Origin of the sequence: Acidithiobacillus sp. IBUN Pt1247-S3, assembly GCF_041146875.1 — a bacterium.
GTDB lineage: Bacteria > Pseudomonadota > Gammaproteobacteria > Acidithiobacillales > Acidithiobacillaceae > Igneacidithiobacillus.
The window spans coordinates 77,387-95,879 of sequence record NZ_JBFRXP010000008.1; the positions used below are offsets into that span (position 1 = coordinate 77,387).

Below are 18,493 nucleotides of genomic sequence, written 5' to 3' on the forward strand. Positions count from 1 at the left end.
TAATCTTGGCAATGTGGGAAGAAGTGGGGCAAAGTGGTAAAAAAAGGAGAGCCACCCAGACATGTTTCGCGGCACGCATCGTCATAATCTGGACAGCAAGGGACGCCTGAGCGTGCCGGCGCGCTTTCGCGACCAGCTCAACGCCCTTTGCGACGGCCAGATCGTGCTCACCATCAACCCCACCAGTGAAGAAAACGAGCGCTGCCTCTGGGCCTATCCCCTGCCACGCTGGGAGGAGGTAGAGCAACAAGTAGCCAATCTACCCACTAGCCAAACCAGTAGCCGCCGCTTCCAGCGTCTGTTCATTGGTCACTCTGAGGAACTGCGCCTCGACAACCAGTCCCGTGTACTTTTGTCCGCCAATTTGCGGCAATACGCGCGCATTGAACGGGACGTGGTGCTGGTGGGGCAAATCGGCAAATTTGAGATTTGGGATGCGGCACTCTGGGATCAGCAAGAAAGCCTACTGAGCGAAGGGGATCTTCTCGCCAGCCTGGGAGATCTGCAGCTATGAACGCCCACCACCAGCCGGTTTTGCCCAACGAGACCCTCGCGGCGCTGCAACCCGCGTGGCAAAGTCGCAGTCCGCGGCGCTTGGTTGATGCCACTGGCGGGCGCGGGGGCCATAGCGCCCTGCTCCTGGCACAACTCGCGATTGACGACCGCCTTTGCATTTTTGATCGTGATCCTGCAGCCATTCAGTCCCTGGGCGAACGCTTCGCGAACGATCCACGGGTGGATCTGGTACAAGCGCCCTTCGATGCCCTGGCGCAGGTGTTGGAAACGCGCGGCTGGCTGGGGCGAGTCGATGCTATCCTCGCCGATCTGGGAGTATCATCCCCACAATTGGACGAAGCCAAACGCGGCTTCAGCTTTTTGCGCGACGGCCCCCTGGATATGCGCATGGACCCCGAGCAGGGCCAATCTGCCGCAGATTGGTTGGCGCAGGCAGAATTCCCGGAACTGCGGCGCGTCCTGCACGAATACGGTGAAGAGCGGGCAGCGACACGTATCGCCCGGGCGATTATCGCCAGACGCCAAACCGCACCGCTGCTGCGTACCCGCGAACTAGCCGAGCTGATTGCCGATTTGCTCCCGCCCGGCAAGGGTATCCACCCGGCCACCCGCAGTTTTCAGGCAATCCGCATCCAGATCAATGACGAGCTCGGCCAACTCCAGCGTTTTTTGCCGCAAGCCTTGGCCGCGCTGCGTCCCGGCGGCAGGCTCGCAATCATCAGTTTTCACTCCCTCGAAGATCGTTTGGTAAAACGCTTTTTCCGCGCTGCGGAAGAACGTCCCGATCCGCGCGTACCGCTGCGTGCCACAGAGCTACCCGCGCAGCCCTGGATTGAGATCAGCCCCGCCATTCGCGCGCAGGAAGAAGAGATCGTCAACAATCCTCGCGCCCGCTCGGCCGTGCTGCGCGCCGCCAGCAAGAATCCGGAGTATCGCCATGCGTCGTAGCACCATTATCCTCGTCGCTCTCATCACCCTGACCCTGTTCGGCATCGTCGCCGCGCGGGAAAACAGCCGGGCGCAATTCATCCATCTGCAGGCGCTGCAAAATCATATCTTCAGTCTCAACAATCGCTGGGGACAGCTACAACTGGAACAAGCAACGCTGGCTTCCGACACCCGCGTTGGCGACATCGCGCACCAAAAGCTCGGGCTAGAAGCGCCCAAAAATAGTCAGATCGTTATGGTGAAAGCGCAGTGACTGCGATCGCTTACTCTCCCCTGCCACGCTGGCGCCCGCGTCTCGTACTGGGGGTGCTGGGCGCCGGATTTTGCGCCATCCTGTACCAGTCTTGGCAGACGCAGGTGGAGCAAAGCGGGTTTCTTCGCGCCCAAGGGCAACAACGCTATCAGCGGCAACTTCCGTTACCGGCCACGGCTCGAGGGGAGATTTTCGACCGCAATGGTCAACCTTTGGCCTTGTCGGTACCCAGCAGCACGGTCTGGATAGACCCTAAGGTTTTTGGGCAGCAGCAAGCACGCTGGCCGGAATTGGCAAAAATCCTCGGGATTTCCACCGCAGGGATGCAAGCGCATTTGCAACACGGCGGCACTGCCTTCGCCTACCTAGCGCGGCAGATCGATCCGCAGCTTGCGGCGCGAGCGCTAGCGTTGGGAATACCTGGCGTGCACGAACTGCACGAGTATCGCCGCTTCTATCCTGCAGGTGAGGTCACTGGGCCGTTGTTGGGCTTCACCAACCTCGACGGGGCTGGTAGCGAGGGCTTGGAGATGGCCTATGATCATGTCCTGCGCAGTCACGCCGGCAAGCGCGAGATCTTACGTGACAATCATGGGCATCTACTTTCCAGCGCGCCGGAGAGTGCCAGCGAAGCGGGGAAGAGCCTCACGCTGAGCATTGATCGCCGTCTACAGTATGCCAGCTACACAGCCTTAGCCGCTGCCGTGCAGCGCTTTGCCGCACGTTCCGGCTCCGCCGTCCTTCTTGATGCCCATAGCGGTGCGATTCTGGCCATAGCCAACTATCCCGCCAGTAACCCCAACGATCGGGACCAATATCACCCCGCTGACGCCAGCGATCGCGCCATTACTCATACCTTCGAGCCCGGCTCGGTGATGAAACCCTTTGCCGTGGCAGCGGCATTAGATAGCGGCAGCATTCAGCCGAACAGTAGCTTTAACGTCGACACCAATTGTTTTCGTGTGGCCAGCTATTGTATTCAAGACGACGCTCGCCATGGCACCCTCGACATCGCGCAAATTCTGAAATATTCCAGCAACATCGGGGCGGCGAAAATTGCCCTGCGCACACCGGCAAAGGATCTTTACGCGGAGCTGCAGACGGCGGGCTTTGGCGAGTCTGTGGGCTTGGGTTTGCCGGGGGAGAGCGCGGGACGCCTCCCGCCCTATCAAGAGTGGGGTCCGGCCACCCACGCCGCCATTGCCTACGGCTATGGTATCTCCGTGAACACCCTGCAACTGGCCGCAGCCTATGCGGCCATTGCCAATGACGGCGTTTACGTTGCTCCACATTTGCTCAAGGGACAACGGGGCGAGGAACACCGGCTAATGTCTGCCCGCACCGCCGCCAATCTGCGCAAGTGGTTGGCAGGAGTGGTCGCGCCGCAGGGGACCGGTTTCCTGGCCGCCATTCCCGGCTACACAGTAGCTGGCAAAACGGGAACGGCGGCCATGGCCAATGGCAAGGGCGGTTTTCATCGCCACCAGGTCAATACCACCTTCGTCGGCTTTGCACCGGCACAGAATCCGCGTTTTGTCATGGCCGTAACGGTACGCGACCCCACGCGCGGCTGGCGCTACGGCGGCGTGGTGGCGGCCCCCGTTTTTCGCAGCGCCATGAGCGTGGCCTTGCGTGATGCGGGTATTCCGCCACAAGTGGGATTGGCACAAGGAGTACACCCACGCAGCATAGCCGAGCAGCAGCGCTGGGCCGAAGGGGCGGGCGATGCACGCCACTGACACCCTCGATCGCCTCCTGCCAGAGCTGCAGCCTGCCAGACAAATCCCCATCAACAGGATTGACAGTGACAGCCGCCGCCTGCCGAGCGGCGCTCTCTTTTTTGCCCTGGATACCCGCCATGGAGCGGCTGCACATTTTCTGCCCGCTGCCTGGCAGGCGGGCGCCGCCGCTGCCATCGTTGAGGGAGATTCCGAAGGATTTACAGAGGGTGATACAGGGCCGATCTGGACACGTCCAGACGCCCGCGAACTCTTGGGCCTGGCTCTGCGTCGCTATCACGGTTGGGACAGCGATGCGAACCCCCGGCTGATTGGTGTTACCGGAACCAATGGTAAAAGCAGCGTAACGCGTCTGATCGCACAACTGGCGCCGGCGTCGGCGCAGATCATTGGCACCTTGGGCTATGGGCCGGTGGCGGCGCTACAGCCACTGCCGAATACTACGCCCGAGGCAGTGGAACTCTGGCGCTTGCTCGTTGCCGCGCGCGAAGCCGAAGCGCAAACCGTGAGCATGGAGGTTTCCTCCCACGCCCTCGCCTTAGGGCGGGTAGCAGCCATTCCCTTCCGCGTTGCCGTGTTCACCAACCTCAGCCAGGACCATCTCGACTTTCATGGCGACATGACCAGTTACGGCGCGGCCAAGGCACGTTTGTTTACCGTGCCGGAGCTGCGCTACGCCGTGCTCAATGCCGACGATGCTTTCAGCGCAGAATTGCGGCGCAAAATTGCTGCGCCGGTACAAGTACTGAGCTATGGCTTTGGCAGCGGCGACATCGCCGTGCGGGAGTATCATCCGGGCGCCAGCGGTACCCTGCTGGAATTGCAAACTCCGCAAGGCAAACGGCGCGTGCGCAGCCCCTTGCTGGGGCGCAGCAATACCTACAATCTTCTCGCTGCCCTCGCCACTGCAAGCGCGCTCGGCTGGGAAATCACCGACGAGCAGATTGCACAGCTCAGCTTACCGGCTGGCCGCTACCAATGCCTGCCAGCAGTGCCCAAAAAAGGGCGGGTGATGATCGACTACGCCCACACCCCCGATGCCCTGGAACGCGTCCTGGAGGATTTGCGGGCCATCGCCAAAGGGAAAATCACCATAGTCTTTGGCTGCGGCGGCGATCGCGATCGCAGCAAGCGCCCGCAAATGGGCGCCATTGCAGCACGCCTCGCCGATCGGGTTATCGTTACCGACGACAACCCACGCTTTGAGGATCCCGAACAAATCAGCGCGGATATCCTGGCTGGCATCCCCACTGGCGGGGCGGTGTTGGAACATGACCGGGCACGCGCCATTCAACTGGCCATTGCCGAGGCGGAGATTGGCGACTGGGTACTGATTGCCGGCAAGGGACACGAAAACTATCAGGATAACCGTGGTCAGAAGCGACCATTTGATGACGCCTGCCATGCACAAGAGGCTTTACGGCAATGATCGAACTGAGCCTCAGGGAAGTTGCCAAGATCTGTCGGGGGAAAATTCTGCCGGGCAGCACCGACGACATCCATATTCGTGGACTTGCTACCGACAGTCGTGCAGAGCAGTCTGACGTCCTCTTCGTCGCCCTCTCCGGACCGCACTTCGACGCCAACGACTTCGTCGAGCAGGCGCGTGGTAACGGCGCCGCAGCGGCCCTCGTCAACCGCGCGCTACCCGGTCCTGGGGTCCTGGTCGCGGATACCCTGCAAGCCCTGCAAGATCTCGCTAGCGCCTGGCGGCAAAGCTGCACGGCCAAAGTGATCGGCGTAACCGGCTCCTGCGGCAAGACCACGGTCAAGGAGATCTTGGCCACGATCCTGCAGGAGACTGGGCCCGGCATCGCCACTCGCGGCAACCTCAACAACCACATCGGGGTTCCCCTGACACTTGCCCGCCTCAGCCAAAAAGATCGCTATGCGGTAGTAGAAATGGGGATGAACCATGCTGGCGAGATTCGCGTGCTCAGCCGCATGGCCGCGCCCGATCTGGTCATCATCAACAATGCCGGAACCGCACACCTGGAAAATCTGGGTACGGTGGAGGCCATTGCCGCCGCCAAGGGAGAAATCCTGGAAGGTCTCGGTACGCAAGGCATCGCTGTGCTCAATGGCGATGATACGTTCTGCGAGTATTGGGCAGAGCGGGCGCCCGGCGAAGTCTGGCGCTTCAGCCTGGAGGATCGGCCGGCGCGGGTGCACGGCAGTTGGCGCGGCAACGCGCAAGGCGGGGAGATGGAAGTACGTGCGCCACAGGGAAGCTTTGACCTGCAGATCCCCCTGCTCGGCCGCCACAACGGCGCCAATGTACTTGCGGCCGTCACCGCTGCCCTCGCCATCGACACTCCCATCCCCGCTATCATGCGCAGCATTGCCCAGCTACGAAGTGTTTCCGGGCGCCTGCAGTGGCTACCTGGGCTGCGCGGCAGCCGCCTCCTGGACGATAGCTACAATGCCAACCCGGCGAGCCTGGAGGCCGCTATGCAGGTCCTCGCGCAGCAGCCAGGGCAGCGTTTTCTCGTGCTTGGCGATATGGGCGAACTCGGGCCGGAAGCGCGCGCCTATCATGCCCAGGCCGGCAAGCGCTTGCGCGATCTGGGGATCAATGGCCTCTTTGCTACCGGTTCTCTGACTGCGGCAGCGGTCGAGAGCTTTGGCACCGGTGCCACCCACTTCGCCGATGTCGATGCACTCGTCACCGCGCTGCAACCCGTCCTAGCCGCAAACGTTACCGTGCTGGTGAAAGGCTCCCGCGCCGCGCGTATGGAACGGGTGGTTAGCGCTCTGCGGCAGGAGGCTGGCTAGATGCTCTATTACCTCCTGCTGCAGCTCCAAGGCATCTATCATGGCTTTCATGTCTTCTCGTATCTGACCCTGCGTGGAGTCTTGAGCATCCTCACCGCCCTCGTATTGTCGTTGGGCCTTGGCCCTATCGTCATCGCGCGCCTGCGCCGCTATAAAATCGGCCAGATAGTGCGCTCGGATGGACCGGAAACCCACCTTAGCAAACAGGGCACGCCAACCATGGGTGGCGCATTGATTCTGTTGGTGGTCTTGCTCACCACTTTGCTCTGGTCCGATCTTGGCAATCCGATGGTGTGGATTGCCATGCTGACGACACTGGCGTTTGGTGCCGTGGGCTTCATCGATGATTGGCGCAAACTGCGCCGCAAGAATACCAAGGGACTCTCGGCACGGGGTAAATATGGGCTGCAGTCGCTCTTCGCGGTCGCCGCTGCCATCGGTCTGTATTTTTGGGCTCAGGGCACTACGCCACACAGTCTGATTGTGCCCTTCGTCCCGCACATCATGATCCCACTCGGACTTGGTTTTATTATTTTTAGTTATTTCGTCATCGTCGGTACCTCCAACGCCGTCAATCTCACCGATGGTCTGGATGGCCTCGCGATCGTCCCGACAGTGATGGTCGCCGGCGCCCTGGGCATCTTCAGTTACGTCGCGGGTAATGCGGTTTTTGCACACTACTTGGAGATACCCTTTGTTCCCGGCGCCGGGCAGTTGATCGTTTTCTGCGGCGCCTTGGTCGGTGCTGGACTAGGTTTTCTGTGGTTCAACACCTACCCTGCCGAAGTCTTCATGGGCGATACCGGGGCACTGGCCTTGGGCGCAGCACTGGCCATCGTCGCCATTGTCGCCCGGCAGGAGTTGGTCTTGGTGATTATGGGTGGCGTCTTCGTGGTCGAGACACTATCGGTGATGATCCAGGTTGCTTCCTTCCGCATGACTGGTAAACGCGTCTTCCGCATGGCGCCCCTGCACCATCACTACGAGAAAAAGGGTTGGCCCGAGCCGCGCGTGGCCGTTCGTTTCTGGATCATCACCGTGATTCTGGTGCTGATTGGCCTGTCGAGTCTGAAAATACGATGAAAAACGTAGACTGGCGAGGACGCAAAGTGGCCATAGCCGGGGCAGGCAAGACGGGGGAATCCCTGCTGCACTTTGCCCAGGCACAGGGGGCGGAATGCAGCCTGTGGGATACCCGCGCACACTTGGACGCGCAGGATTGGCAGGCGCGCTACCCTGGGCTCGACGTGCATTTTGGTCCCTGGTCGGAAGACGTCTTTTTGCCTTATGAGCGTGTCCTCTGTAGCCCAGGTTTATCGCCCTTGCTCCCGGCCCTGGCAGTAGCGCGGCAGGCGGGGATTCCGCTCTGGGGCGACATTGAGCTCTTTGCCCAGACCGCCCAGGCGCCGGTCCTTGCCATCACCGGCAGCAATGGCAAGAGCACCGTCACTACCCTGCTTGGCGAGATGGCGCAGGCGGCAGGCCTACGAGTGGCAGTAGGCGGCAATCTCGGCACCCCTGCCCTTGAGCTGCTACCGCAAGATGGCCAGCCAGAAGCAGATCTTTATGTGCTGGAACTATCCAGCTTCCAGTTGGAATATTGCGAAAGTCTACGCCCACGCGCAGCAGCCATCCTCAACATCAGCCCGGATCATTTGGATTGGCATGGCGACTTTGCCAGTTATGTGGCCGCCAAGTGGCGCATCGCCCAGCATATGGGCGCCGGGGATACGCTGGTCTTGCCAAGCCACGACGCGGAACTGCAAGGTCTGCCTTCTACCCTGTCTCCGGAATTACGGGTGCGACGCTTTGGCCCAGGTGCTGCTGGCGATGTTGTTGCTGAACAACTCGTTGTGGACGGTGAAACATTCCTGTCCTGCGAGGAGCTGCGCATCGCTGGACGCCACAATCAGGAGAATGCCCTCGTTGCGACGCTTCTGGCGCAGGCGGCGGGGATTCCCCGTATAGCCATCCAAGAGGTGCTGCGCAGCTTCACGGGATTGCCACATCGCTTGCAATGGATCGCAACCGTGGATGGGGTGGATTATTACGATGACTCCAAGGGTACCAATCTGGGTGCCAGCCTGCGCGCCATTGAGGCGCTCTCCGGTCCCTTGGTCCTGATCCTGGGGGGAGACGCCAAGGGTGCCGATCTACAACCCCTGGCTCCAGCCTGTGTCGGGCAACGCGGCGCCGTATTATTGGGTAGGGCGGAAGACGAACTCGCCATTACCCTGAATAAGGTTCTGCCCATCCGACGTACCGGACAGGCGGGCATGCAGGAGTGCGTGCGCCAGGCCGCTGCTCTTGCCCAGCACGGCGATCAGGTGCTGCTCTCACCGGCCTGCGCCAGCCTCGACATGTTTCAGGACTATCACGATCGCGGCCAGCAATTTGCCGCTGCCGTCCAGGCCCTGGCAGGAGTTCAATATGCATAAGCCGAGCTGGTGGCTGGCGGAAAAAGGCAGCGCCGATAAGGTGCTGTGGTGGATTTTGATCATCCTCATCTGTTTTGGGCTGGTAATGGTCTATTCTGCCAGCGCCCCTGTGGCCCAGCAGGAAACCGGCAACCCACTGTTTTTCGCCGAGCGACAGGTGCTCTATGCCTTCCTTGGTTTGGGGGTAATGTACTACTTCAGCCGCATAGAGTTGGAGTTCTGGGAGCGGATGACCTTTCCCTTGATGGGGATTTCCCTCGTCGCACTCCTGGTCGTTTTTGTGCCGGTCATTGGCGTCGGCGTTAATGGTTCGCATCGCTGGATCAACTTTTTGATCGTCCGTCTGCAACCTTCAGAATTGCTAAAATTTGCCCTGCTGCTGTTTATGGCCCGCTATGTGGTGCGCAAGGGAGAATTGCTCGGCAATTTCAAGGAAGGCTTGTGGCCGATCTTTATTTTGCTCTTTGTGCTGGGATTATTACTGCTGCTACAACCTGACTTTGGTTCGTTCTTTATGGTGGTAGCGATTACCGGCACCCTACTGTTTCTTGGCGGTTTGCCGATGCGATATGTATTGTTCGCAGGCATCGTTGCCGGCTCGGCGCTGGGTGTCCTCGCCGTATCCGCCCCCTATCGTCTGGCCCGCATTACCTCTTTCTCCAATCCCTGGGCAGACCCTTATGGCACAGGTTTCCAGTTAGTCCAATCGCTGATCGCGTTTGGCCGTGGCGGCATCTTTGGCGTTGGGCTCGGCAACGGCATTATGAAATATTTTTACCTGCCAGAGTCTTATACCGACTTCATCCTTGCGGTAATTGGCGAGGAACTCGGCATGATTGGTGTCTGGGCCTTGATCATCCTCTATGCAGTTGCCAGTTGGCGCATCTATCGCGTTGGCCGTCGTGCGGCAGCCGCTGGCGATGCCTTTTATGCCCTGTTCTGCTACGGCAGCCTGATCTGGTTTGGCGGCGAGGCAGTGATGTCCATGGGCGTCAACCTCGGTGCGCTGCCAACCAAGGGCTTCGCCCTGCCCCTGATCAGCTACGGTGGCAGCGCCCTGGTTTTCCTCTGCGCCACCCTCGGTGTGGTGCTGGCCGTAAGCCGCCGTTATCCGCCGCTTGCGAAAAAGGCGAAGGCGAAGGCGAAGACGCAGGCGGAGGTGGCGCATGGCTAAGGGCGTGCTCATCGCTGCCGGCGGCACTGGGGGGCACATCTTCCCTGCTCTCTCCGTCGCGCGCGAGCTGCGCGCCCAAGGTGTCGCGGTCGACTGGATTGGTACCGCGCAAGGCATGGAGCAGCGACTGGTTCCTGCGGCAGGCTACCCCCTGCACCAACTGCAGATGCAAGGCTTGCGCGGCAAGGGCTGGAAACGCTGGCTCAGCGCCCCTTGGCGTTTGGGACGAGCGGTGCTACAGGCGCGCCAGATTCTGCGTCAGTGCGAGGCCGAAGCGGTGCTGGGCATGGGAGGATACGTCTCGGCGCCCGCCGGAATCGCTGCCTGGACCCTAGGTCGGCGCCTCTGCTTACATGAGCAGAATGCCATCCCCGGACTCGCGAATCGTCTACTCGCACCTCTGGCCGCGCAGGTCTTTGCCGGCTTCCCCGATACCGGGCTGCGCAAGGCCCGTTGGGTGGGGAATCCGGTACGTGCAGAGATTGCCGCCTTGCCAGAGCCTCGGGTCCGTTTCGCGCAACGGCAGGGTAAGCCGCGGGTCTTGATCATGGGTGGCAGTCAGGGGGCGCAGGTACTGAACGATATCTGCTCCGCCACCCTTGCCGGCCTGCCAGCAGAGCAGCGACCGGAAATCTGGCACCAGTGCGGCACGGCTCACTTGGAAAAGACGCAAACCGCCTATGCCGCTGCCGGCGTCAAGGCCCGGGTCGAGGCATTCATCGACGATGTGGCAGGAGCCCTTAGCTGGGCGGATCTCGCCATTTGCCGTGCCGGTGCAGCGACGGTAGCGGAGCTCAGTGCTGCGGGGCTCGGCAGTCTGCTGATTCCGTTCCCTTTTGCTGTCGATGACCACCAGGCGGCCAATGCCCGTTTTCTGGAAGATGCCGGCGCGGCACGCATGTTGCGCCAAGAGGGGCTTGATGCCGCGCAACTGCGCAGCATTCTGCTACCACTGCTCCAAGATCCGCAGCTGCGCCTGCGTTGGGCGGAGGCCGCCCGGCGCCAGGCACGCGTCCATGCGGCGCAGGAAGTCGCCGCTGCCTGTGGAGGACTTACAGATGCGTAACTGGGTACGACAGATCCATCTGGTAGGCATCGGCGGCGCCGGCATGCGCGGCATCGCCGAGGTCCTTCTGAATCTTGGCTATGCCGTTTCTGGCTCCGATCTACGCCCAGGTCCGGCGACCTTGCGCTTGAGCGACCTGGGCGCCAGCATTTTCACTGGCCATGTAGCCGCTAACGTACGCGGCGCCGACGTCGTTGTGGTATCGTCCGCCATCAGCAACGACAATCCCGAGATTGTCGCCGCACGCGAGCAGCGCATCCCGGTCATCCGCCGGGCGGAGATGCTGGCGGAACTGATGCGCTTCAAGCAGGGCATCGCTATCGCCGGTACCCACGGCAAGACCACCACCACCAGTCTGGTGGCGAGCATCCTCGGCGCTGGCGGCCTCGACCCCACCTTCGTCATTGGTGGCCGCCTGAAAAGTGCTGGCACGCACGCCGCCCTCGGCAGTGGCGAGTATCTCGTTGCTGAAGCGGATGAGTCCGATGCCTCTTTCCTCTATCTTGCACCAGTTATGGCCGTGGTCACCAACATCGATGCCGATCACATGGAGACCTACGGCAACACCATGGCACAATTGCGCGCTGCCTTCCTGCAATTTCTCCAGCGTCTACCCTTCTACGGCCTGGCGGTGCTGTGCACCGACGAACCCATGGTGCGCGGCCTGTTGCCAGAACTGCGTACCCCGGTGTTGGGCTATGGTCTGCAGGACGACAGCGACCTGCAGGCACGCAACATTCGCTACCGCGGCATGGGTAGTGAGCTGGAGATCTGGCGCCGCGCCGATGGCCAGGCAGTACACTGGTTCGACCTGCAGCTCAACATCCCCGGTGAGCACAATGTCCTCAACGCCCTCGCCGCCATTGGCATTGCCAGCAAGGTCGGGGTGAGTCAGGAAACCATTGCCCAAGCCCTGGCCGAATTCCGTGGTGTGGCGCGGCGCTTTGAGCTGCTCGGCGATTGGCAGGGGTACAGTATTGTCGATGATTACGGCCACCATCCCCGAGAGCTGGCGGCCACCATCGCTGCCGCGCGACGGATTTGGCCGCAGCGGCCCCTGGTCCTGCTCTTTCAGCCGCATCGTTTTACCCGTACCCGCGACCTCTTCAGTGACTTTGTCGAGGTCTTGGCGCAAGCCGACCGCAGCATTCTCCTGGACGTCTATCCCGCCGGGGAGGCGCCCATCGCCGGTGCCGACAGCGTCAACCTGGCTGCCACGCTACAGCAGCGCGGCGCCGACGTACTGCACCTGCCCGACATTTTGCAGGAGCCGCAACAGCTTCTTGCCCATCTTCCCGACAATGCCGTGCTGCTCTGTATGGGCGCGGGCAACATCAGTCAGCTTGCCGGTCGTTGGGATGAGGTCTTCGGCATGGAGGGGCAAGGATGATTGGCGGCCGCTTGCGCCTGGGAGAATCCCTCGCCCGGCATAGCAGCTGGCGCGTCGGTGGGCCGGCAGAGAACTTTTACCTCCCCGCTACCGCTGATGATTTGGCGGGCTTCTTACGCGACTTTGCGCGTGGCCCGATCACCTGGCTGGGCTTGGGTAGCAATGTCCTGCTACGCGATGGCGGCCTGCGCGGCACGGTGATTTGCCTGGCCCACGGCCTTGAGCAGATGGAACTGGCGGCCGATGGCGAAATCATTGCCGAGGCTGGCGTGTCCGCCGTCAAACTCGCCCATTTTGCGGCCAAGAATGGCCTGGCTGGGGCAGAATTTCTGGCTGGAATCCCCGGTACCCTGGGGGGATGTCTAGCGATGAATGCCGGCGCCCATGGTGGTGAAACCTGGCCCCTCCTGGAATGGGTTGAGCTGCTGCATCCGAATGGCGAACGCGAGCGTCGTGCCGCGAGCGCCTTTCAGGTGGGCTATCGCTCGGTACGTGGTCAGGGCGATGCCTGTTTTGTGCGTGCCGGTTTGCGCTTGCCCACTGGGGAGCCAGAGGCGCTACGCGCGCAACTGCGTGCCTGGCAGAACCAACGGGCAGCGACACAACCTTTGTCCTGGCCCAGTTGTGGCTCGGTCTTCCGTAATCCATCAGGCGATCACGCGGCGCGGCTTATCGAAGCAGCGGGGCTGAAAGGTCGCCGGGTTGGTGACGCGGAGGTCAGCACGCAACACGCCAATTTCATTCTCAACCGCGGGCAGGCGCGCTCGCGCGAAATAGAGGCCCTGGTCATGGAGGTGCAGGAAACGGTGCGCAAGCAGTTCAACGTCGTTTTGCAACCGGAAATGCGGGTACTAGGAGAGCATCATGATGACTGAGATGCAACGCATTGGCGTGCTCTACGGCGGCCCATCAAGTGAACGGGAGGTCTCACTGCTCAGCGGCGCGGCGGTGCTAGAGGCCCTGCAAAGTGCTGGCTTCGATGTCTGTGGTATTGACGTGGAGCCGCAGCGCATGGGTGAACAATTGCGCGATCAAGCCATCGACATCGCCTTCAATGTCTGCCACGGTGCCTTTGGCGAAGACGGGCATCTCCAGGCCAGCCTCGATAATCTGGGGATTTCCTACACCGGCAGCGGCGTGCTCGCCAGCGCCTTGTCGATGGACAAGTGGCGCTGCAAACGCATCTGGCAGAGCGCCGGACTGCCCACTACTCACGGCATCCTGTTACGCAGCGACGATGCGATACCCGGCACGTTGTCTACCTGGGGCTGGCCGCTCTTCGTCAAGCCCAACCGCGGTGGTTCCAGCATTGGCGTCAGTCGCGTGGGCAATGCGCAAGAGCTGGAAAGCGCGCTCGGCGCGGCCTTCGCCTACGACAGCGAGGTGCTGGTGGAAGCCGCCATTACCGGTAAGGAAGTCACCGTTGCCATCGTCCATGGTCGTGCCCTGCCCCCCATCGTCATTCAAGCCAGTGGCAGTTTCTATGACTACCACGCCAAGTATATTGCCGAAGATACCCGCTATCTGCTGCCCTCCGGCCTTGGCGATGCGCTCGACGGCAAATTGCAAACCCTCGCCACCCAGGCCTTTGCCGAAATCGATGGTAGCGGCTGGGGGCGAGTGGATTTTCTCTTGGACGAGTCCGGTACGCCGGCCTTGCTCGAAATCAATAGTGTTCCTGGCATGACCAGCCACAGCCTGGTGCCCATGGCGGCCCGCGCCGTCGGCTGGGACTTTGCCGAATTATGCAGACGCATCCTCGATCCGAGGAGGGGAGGATAGGCCATGGTGAGCGCAATTCGTGATCTACAGGGATATCGGCGGGAGCCTGTGGCCAGAGCCGCACCGCAGGAGTCGGCGGAGAAACCCGTAGCGGCCAGCGCCCCGACCCATCCGTTTCCCTGGGGCAAGGCGCTGCGCGGCACGCTCTGGGGCGCCGGCCTGCTGGCTATTGGCTTGGGCGCTTGGCAGGGCTGGAATTTCATCCGCCAACCGTCGTTGCTACCCATTGACAGCGTTCATATTGAGGGGCTCGCGCCAAGCATACCGATCTACCGGGTCAATCGCGCCATTGCGCCGTTTCTTGCGCAGGGCTTTTTCTGGGTTGACCTGAGTACCATGCGCCACGCTCTGCAGAATGTGCCATGGGTGGCGAATGCCGATGTACGCCGGGTTTGGCCCGACCGCATCGAGGTTGATCTGCAAGCAGTGCAGCCGGCAGCACGCTGGTTGGGGGGCGCCGGTGAGGTGCTGGGCAAAGACGGTAAGGTCTATCAGGTACCGGCAGACGAAGTGCCGAAGCAACTCCCCGCCCTCTTCGGTCCAGCAGATGCCGGACTGCAGATGCTGCAAAAGCGGGAAAAGATCAATCAGGCCTTGGCGCCGCTCCAGTTACAGGTGCGCGCCCTGGAGCTCAATCAGCGCGGCGGCTGGCGTTGCATCCTGAGTAACGGGGTGCGCCTGGTGCTGGGTCGCGAGAAGGTCATTAAGGGGGTACAGCGCTGGGTTGCTGTCGCCCCGGAGATTCAACAGTACCTGGTACCCGGCGCCAGCATGGATTTGCGCTACAACAACGGTTTCGCGGTCGCCTTGCCTGAGGCGGCTTCTACGAGTGTCAGTGAGGGGCCGGCAGCCCCAAGGAGTGAAAGGAAATGAAACGCGGCAATCAAGAACTCATCGTCGGTCTGGATATCGGCACCTCTAAGGTCGCCTGCATCGTGGCGCAAGCGCGCTCCACGGGCGAGGCAGAAATCATTGGCGTCGGCCAACACCCCTCTCGCGGTCTGAAAAAGGGCGTGGTAGTCGACATTGAATCCACCGTCCAGGCCATCAATCGCGCCGTGCAGGAAGCCGAGCTCATGGCCGGCGTGCAAATCCATGGCGCAGTAGTCGGCATTGCCGGCGGGCACATCCGCGGCTACAACAGCCACGGTATCGTCGCTATCAAAAACAAAGAAGTTAGTAATGATGACCTCGGTCGGGTGATGGACGCGGCGCGTGCTATCGTCATCCCGCAAGACCAGAGTGTCGTCCATGTCTTGCCCCAGGAATTCACCATCGACAGTCAGGAAGGGGTACGCGAGCCCATCGGCATGTCCGGCGTGCGGCTTGAGGCGCAGGTGCACATCGTCACCGGCTCGATCAGTGCTACGCAAAACATTGCCAAGTGCGTAGAACGCTGTGGCCTGCAAGTGCAGGGATTGGTCCTTGAGCAATTGGCTTCAGCCGATGCCGTGCTGACGGCCGATGAAAAAGAGCTGGGGGTCTGCCTGGTCGATATTGGTGGCGGCACTACCGACATCGCCATTTTCCGTGATGGCGCAGTCCGTCACACGGCAGTCATTCCGATTGCCGGCGACCAAATCACCAACGACATCGCCCTCGGTCTGCGCACACCCCCAGTCGAGGCCGAGCAGATCAAGAAGCTCTATGGCTGTGCGTTGGGTGACCTGATCGAGCAAGATGACGACATCCCGGTGCCCAGCGTCGGCGCGCGTCCGCCACGGACCATTTCCCGGCGGGTGCTCAATGACATCATCGAGCCGCGGGTGCGCGAGCTTTTCGAGCTGATTCAGGCGGAACTGCGTCGCACCGGCTTCGAAGATCTGGTCGCTGCGGGCGTGGTGCTCACCGGTGGTTCTAGCCGCCTGCAGGGAATGGCCGAACTGGCCGAGGAGATCCTCCACCTGCCCGTGCGCACCGGCGAGCCGATGCATCTTGCCGGTATGGAGACGGTAGTGCGCGCGCCCTGGCATGCCACCGGGGTCGGATTGGTGATGTATGGCCTGCACAACGGCCTCGCGGGCCAGGCCGAGCCGCTGCAGCAACCTGCCGCCGCCGCTACCGGTACGGTACGCGATGACGGCCATCGCGCCGCGGCCATGGGCAGCGTCCTTGGCAAACTGCGCAATTGGGTGCAGACCAGCTTCGGCTGAGCCACCCCTATCCCACATATCTAGCGAGAGGAACTGACAATGTTTGAATTGAACGAAATGGAACAGGATGGGGCCGTCATCAAAGTCATCGGCGTCGGTGGCGGCGGCGGTAACGCAATCAACAATATGGCGGCAACCGGGCTGGAGGGCGTAGAATTCATCAGCGCCAACACCGATGCCCAGGCCCTGCGCAACTCCAATGCGCAGCGTACCCTGCAGTTGGGTAACGAGTTGACACGTGGACTGGGTGCGGGTGCCAACCCGGAGATCGGAAAGAAGGCGGCGGAAGAGTGCCGCGAAGAGATTCGCGGCGTCCTCGAAAATACCGATATGCTTTTCATTACCACCGGCATGGGCGGTGGTACCGGCACCGGCGCGGCACCCGTGGTCGCCTCGATCGCCCGCGATATGGGTATCCTAACCGTGGGCGTGGTTACCAAACCCTTCAACTTCGAAGGTAAAAAGCGCCAGCAGTACGCCCTCACCGGCATCGACGAGCTCGCCCAGCACGTTGATTCTTTAGTCATCATCCCCAACGAGAAATTATTGGCGGTACTGGGCAAACAGATCAGTCTGCGCGATGCCTATCTTGCTGCTGATAATGTTTTGATGGGCGCCGTGCAGGGTATTTCCGAGCTGATCACTCGTCCCGGGTTGATGAACCTCGACTTTGCCGACGTACGCACGGTAATGTCGGGCATGGGTCTGGCGATGATGGGCACTGCCGCCGCCCGTGGCGAAAGCCGCGCCCGCGACGCCGCCAATCGTGCTGCCAGCAGCCCGTTGCTGGATGACATCAACCTCTCCGGCGCACGTGGCATCCTCGTCAACATTACCGCCGGCAACGATCTATCCTTGGGTGAATTCGAGGAAGTGGGCGAGCTGATCCGCAGTTACGCCTCCGACGATGCCAACGTGAAGGTCGGCACCGTCATTGATGAGAACCTCGAGGGTGAGATGCGGGTAACCGTTGTCGCTACTGGCCTGCAGCGTGAGCCGGTGCGTCTGGCGGTGGAAAACAACCGTCTGCGCCCTGAAGTAACGACGCCGGCCAATGCGGTCGATTGGCGGCAACTGGATCGTCCGGCGGCCCTGCGCCAGCAGGCCACGCGCGCCGCGACCGGCACCGACAATCGCGCCGCGCCGCGCCCCGTAGCGGATTATGCCGACCTCGATATTCCGGCATTCCTACGTCGCCAAGCTGATTAAAAACGCCTTTGCACTGACACCCCACCCCGCCTCCGGCGGGTTTTTTTATTGCTGGTTGAACAGGTATGGGCGCGCTATGCTACGTAGCGGCTACCCGATCGCTGGTGGGGGTATCTCCTTATCAGCACTTTGCCGTAGAATGAGAAATACTCCTGTTTAACAGGCAAGATTTTTGAGAGAGGTTGGCACCATGTTATACCCGGAAATGTTCAGAGCTCTGGAAGCCGCCCGCTGGAACATGGAAAAGGACATCCCCTGGGATCTGTTCGACGCCAGCAAGGTTAGCCCAGAGCACCTGCAAACCATCAAGATGAACGCCATTACCGAGTGGTCGGCCCTGCCCGCCACTGAGATGTTCCTGCGCGACAACCGCGACGATTCGGATTTTTCGGCTTTCATGTCCATCTGGTTTTACGAAGAACAGAAGCATGCCCTAGTACTCATGGAGTACCTGCGCCGCTTTGCTCCCGACTATCTGCCCACGGAAGCAGAGCTGCATCAGGTACGCTTTGAGTTTGATCCCGCGCCGGCCATGGAAACCCTGATGCTGCACTTTTGCGGCGAGATTCGCTTGACCCACTGGTATAAGGCGGCATCCGAGTGGCATGAAGAGCCGGTGATCAAGTTCATCTACGAGACCCTGTCGAAGGACGAGGCCCGGCACGCCGGCATCTATCTCAAATACATGCGTCGCGCCGTAGAACGTGTGGGCGACTCGGCGCGCCTGGCCTTTGCCAAGATTGGCGTGCTCATGGCCAATACCAAGACCGCCAAAGCGCTGCATCCTACTAATTTGCACGTCAACAAGGACATGTATCCGCAGGATAGCGTGCAAAGCCACCTGCCTGATCCCGGCTGGTTGGAGCGTTGGCTCGACACCCAGATCCATTTCGACAGCATCTGGGAAGGTAAAGTGGTCAACGGCATCCTACGGAATTTGTCGTCGTTACTCGACGTGCCGATTCGCAGTGCCAAGGACCTGAGTCAGTATCGCAAACGGATGGCTGCCTCGGCCGGCTAGTGTCGCCGCCCCCCGACAGGAACAGTCTG

At 61.2% G+C, this 18,493-nt stretch carries 17 protein-coding genes; all 17 read left to right on the plus strand.

What is annotated here, in order from left to right:
• Positions 1-61 precede the first annotated feature (61 nt).
• The 17 genes from mraZ to AB4090_RS07575 all read left to right on the plus strand — a co-directional run bounded on the left by mraZ (position 62) and on the right by AB4090_RS07575 (position 18,464).
• The gene (gene mraZ / locus AB4090_RS07495) at positions 62-514 is read left to right on the plus strand and encodes a division/cell wall cluster transcriptional repressor MraZ (protein WP_369573251.1); all 453 of its coding nucleotides are present in this window, start codon (positions 62-64) and stop codon (positions 512-514) included.
• Positions 511-1,464: a 16S rRNA (cytosine(1402)-N(4))-methyltransferase RsmH gene (rsmH, locus tag AB4090_RS07500; protein WP_369573252.1), complete on the plus strand. Its 954-nt coding sequence runs from the start codon at positions 511-513 to the stop codon at positions 1,462-1,464. The genes mraZ and rsmH overlap by 4 nt, the downstream gene beginning before the upstream one ends.
• A complete protein-coding gene (gene ftsL, locus AB4090_RS07505) occupies positions 1,454-1,717 on the plus strand; it encodes a cell division protein FtsL (RefSeq protein ID WP_369573253.1) in 264 nt (87 codons plus the stop codon). Before rsmH ends, ftsL begins: the two co-directional genes overlap by 11 nt.
• Complete coding sequence (locus AB4090_RS07510) at positions 1,714-3,456, plus strand: peptidoglycan D,D-transpeptidase FtsI family protein (protein ID WP_369573254.1); 1,743 nt, start codon at positions 1,714-1,716, stop codon at positions 3,454-3,456. The genes ftsL and AB4090_RS07510 overlap by 4 nt, the downstream gene beginning before the upstream one ends.
• Positions 3,443-4,885, plus strand: coding sequence for a UDP-N-acetylmuramoyl-L-alanyl-D-glutamate--2,6-diaminopimelate ligase (locus AB4090_RS07515; protein WP_369573255.1), 1,443 nt, complete (start codon positions 3,443-3,445; stop codon positions 4,883-4,885). The genes AB4090_RS07510 and AB4090_RS07515 overlap by 14 nt, the downstream gene beginning before the upstream one ends.
• The gene (murF, locus tag AB4090_RS07520) at positions 4,882-6,231 is read left to right on the plus strand and encodes a UDP-N-acetylmuramoyl-tripeptide--D-alanyl-D-alanine ligase (RefSeq protein WP_369573256.1); all 1,350 of its coding nucleotides are present in this window, start codon (positions 4,882-4,884) and stop codon (positions 6,229-6,231) included. The genes AB4090_RS07515 and murF overlap by 4 nt, the downstream gene beginning before the upstream one ends.
• Entirely contained in the window at positions 6,232-7,314 is a 1,083-nt protein-coding gene (gene mraY, locus AB4090_RS07525) for a phospho-N-acetylmuramoyl-pentapeptide-transferase (protein ID WP_369573257.1), read from the plus strand. It abuts the gene before it with no gap.
• Positions 7,311-8,669, plus strand: a complete 1,359-nt coding sequence (gene murD, locus AB4090_RS07530) for a UDP-N-acetylmuramoyl-L-alanine--D-glutamate ligase (RefSeq protein ID WP_369573258.1) — start codon at positions 7,311-7,313, stop codon at positions 8,667-8,669. The genes mraY and murD overlap by 4 nt, the downstream gene beginning before the upstream one ends.
• A complete protein-coding gene (ftsW, locus tag AB4090_RS07535) occupies positions 8,662-9,843 on the plus strand; it encodes a putative lipid II flippase FtsW (protein ID WP_369573259.1) in 1,182 nt (393 codons plus the stop codon). The genes murD and ftsW overlap by 8 nt, the downstream gene beginning before the upstream one ends.
• Positions 9,836-10,909 (plus strand): undecaprenyldiphospho-muramoylpentapeptide beta-N-acetylglucosaminyltransferase, encoded by a 1,074-nt coding sequence (murG, locus tag AB4090_RS07540; RefSeq protein WP_369573260.1) that lies wholly within the window; start codon positions 9,836-9,838, stop codon positions 10,907-10,909. The genes ftsW and murG overlap by 8 nt, the downstream gene beginning before the upstream one ends.
• Entirely contained in the window at positions 10,902-12,299 is a 1,398-nt protein-coding gene (gene murC / locus AB4090_RS07545; RefSeq protein ID WP_369573261.1) for a UDP-N-acetylmuramate--L-alanine ligase, read from the plus strand. The genes murG and murC overlap by 8 nt, the downstream gene beginning before the upstream one ends.
• Positions 12,296-13,174 (plus strand): UDP-N-acetylmuramate dehydrogenase, encoded by an 879-nt coding sequence (gene murB / locus AB4090_RS07550; protein ID WP_369573262.1) that lies wholly within the window; start codon positions 12,296-12,298, stop codon positions 13,172-13,174. The genes murC and murB overlap by 4 nt, the downstream gene beginning before the upstream one ends.
• Positions 13,167-14,081: a D-alanine--D-alanine ligase gene (locus AB4090_RS07555; protein ID WP_369573263.1), complete on the plus strand. Its 915-nt coding sequence runs from the start codon at positions 13,167-13,169 to the stop codon at positions 14,079-14,081. The genes murB and AB4090_RS07555 overlap by 8 nt, the downstream gene beginning before the upstream one ends.
• A 3-nt stretch (positions 14,082-14,084) precedes the next feature.
• Entirely contained in the window at positions 14,085-14,954 is an 870-nt protein-coding gene (locus AB4090_RS07560; protein ID WP_369573264.1) for a cell division protein FtsQ/DivIB, read from the plus strand.
• Positions 14,951-16,234 (plus strand): cell division protein FtsA, encoded by a 1,284-nt coding sequence (ftsA, locus tag AB4090_RS07565; RefSeq protein WP_369573265.1) that lies wholly within the window; start codon positions 14,951-14,953, stop codon positions 16,232-16,234. The genes AB4090_RS07560 and ftsA overlap by 4 nt, the downstream gene beginning before the upstream one ends.
• Positions 16,235-16,273: 39 nt before the next feature.
• The gene (gene ftsZ, locus AB4090_RS07570) at positions 16,274-17,443 is read left to right on the plus strand and encodes a cell division protein FtsZ (protein WP_369573266.1); all 1,170 of its coding nucleotides are present in this window, start codon (positions 16,274-16,276) and stop codon (positions 17,441-17,443) included.
• A 238-nt stretch (positions 17,444-17,681) separates the two neighbouring features.
• Complete coding sequence (locus tag AB4090_RS07575) at positions 17,682-18,464, plus strand: ferritin-like domain-containing protein (RefSeq protein WP_369573267.1); 783 nt, start codon at positions 17,682-17,684, stop codon at positions 18,462-18,464.
• Positions 18,465-18,493 lie beyond the last annotated feature (29 nt).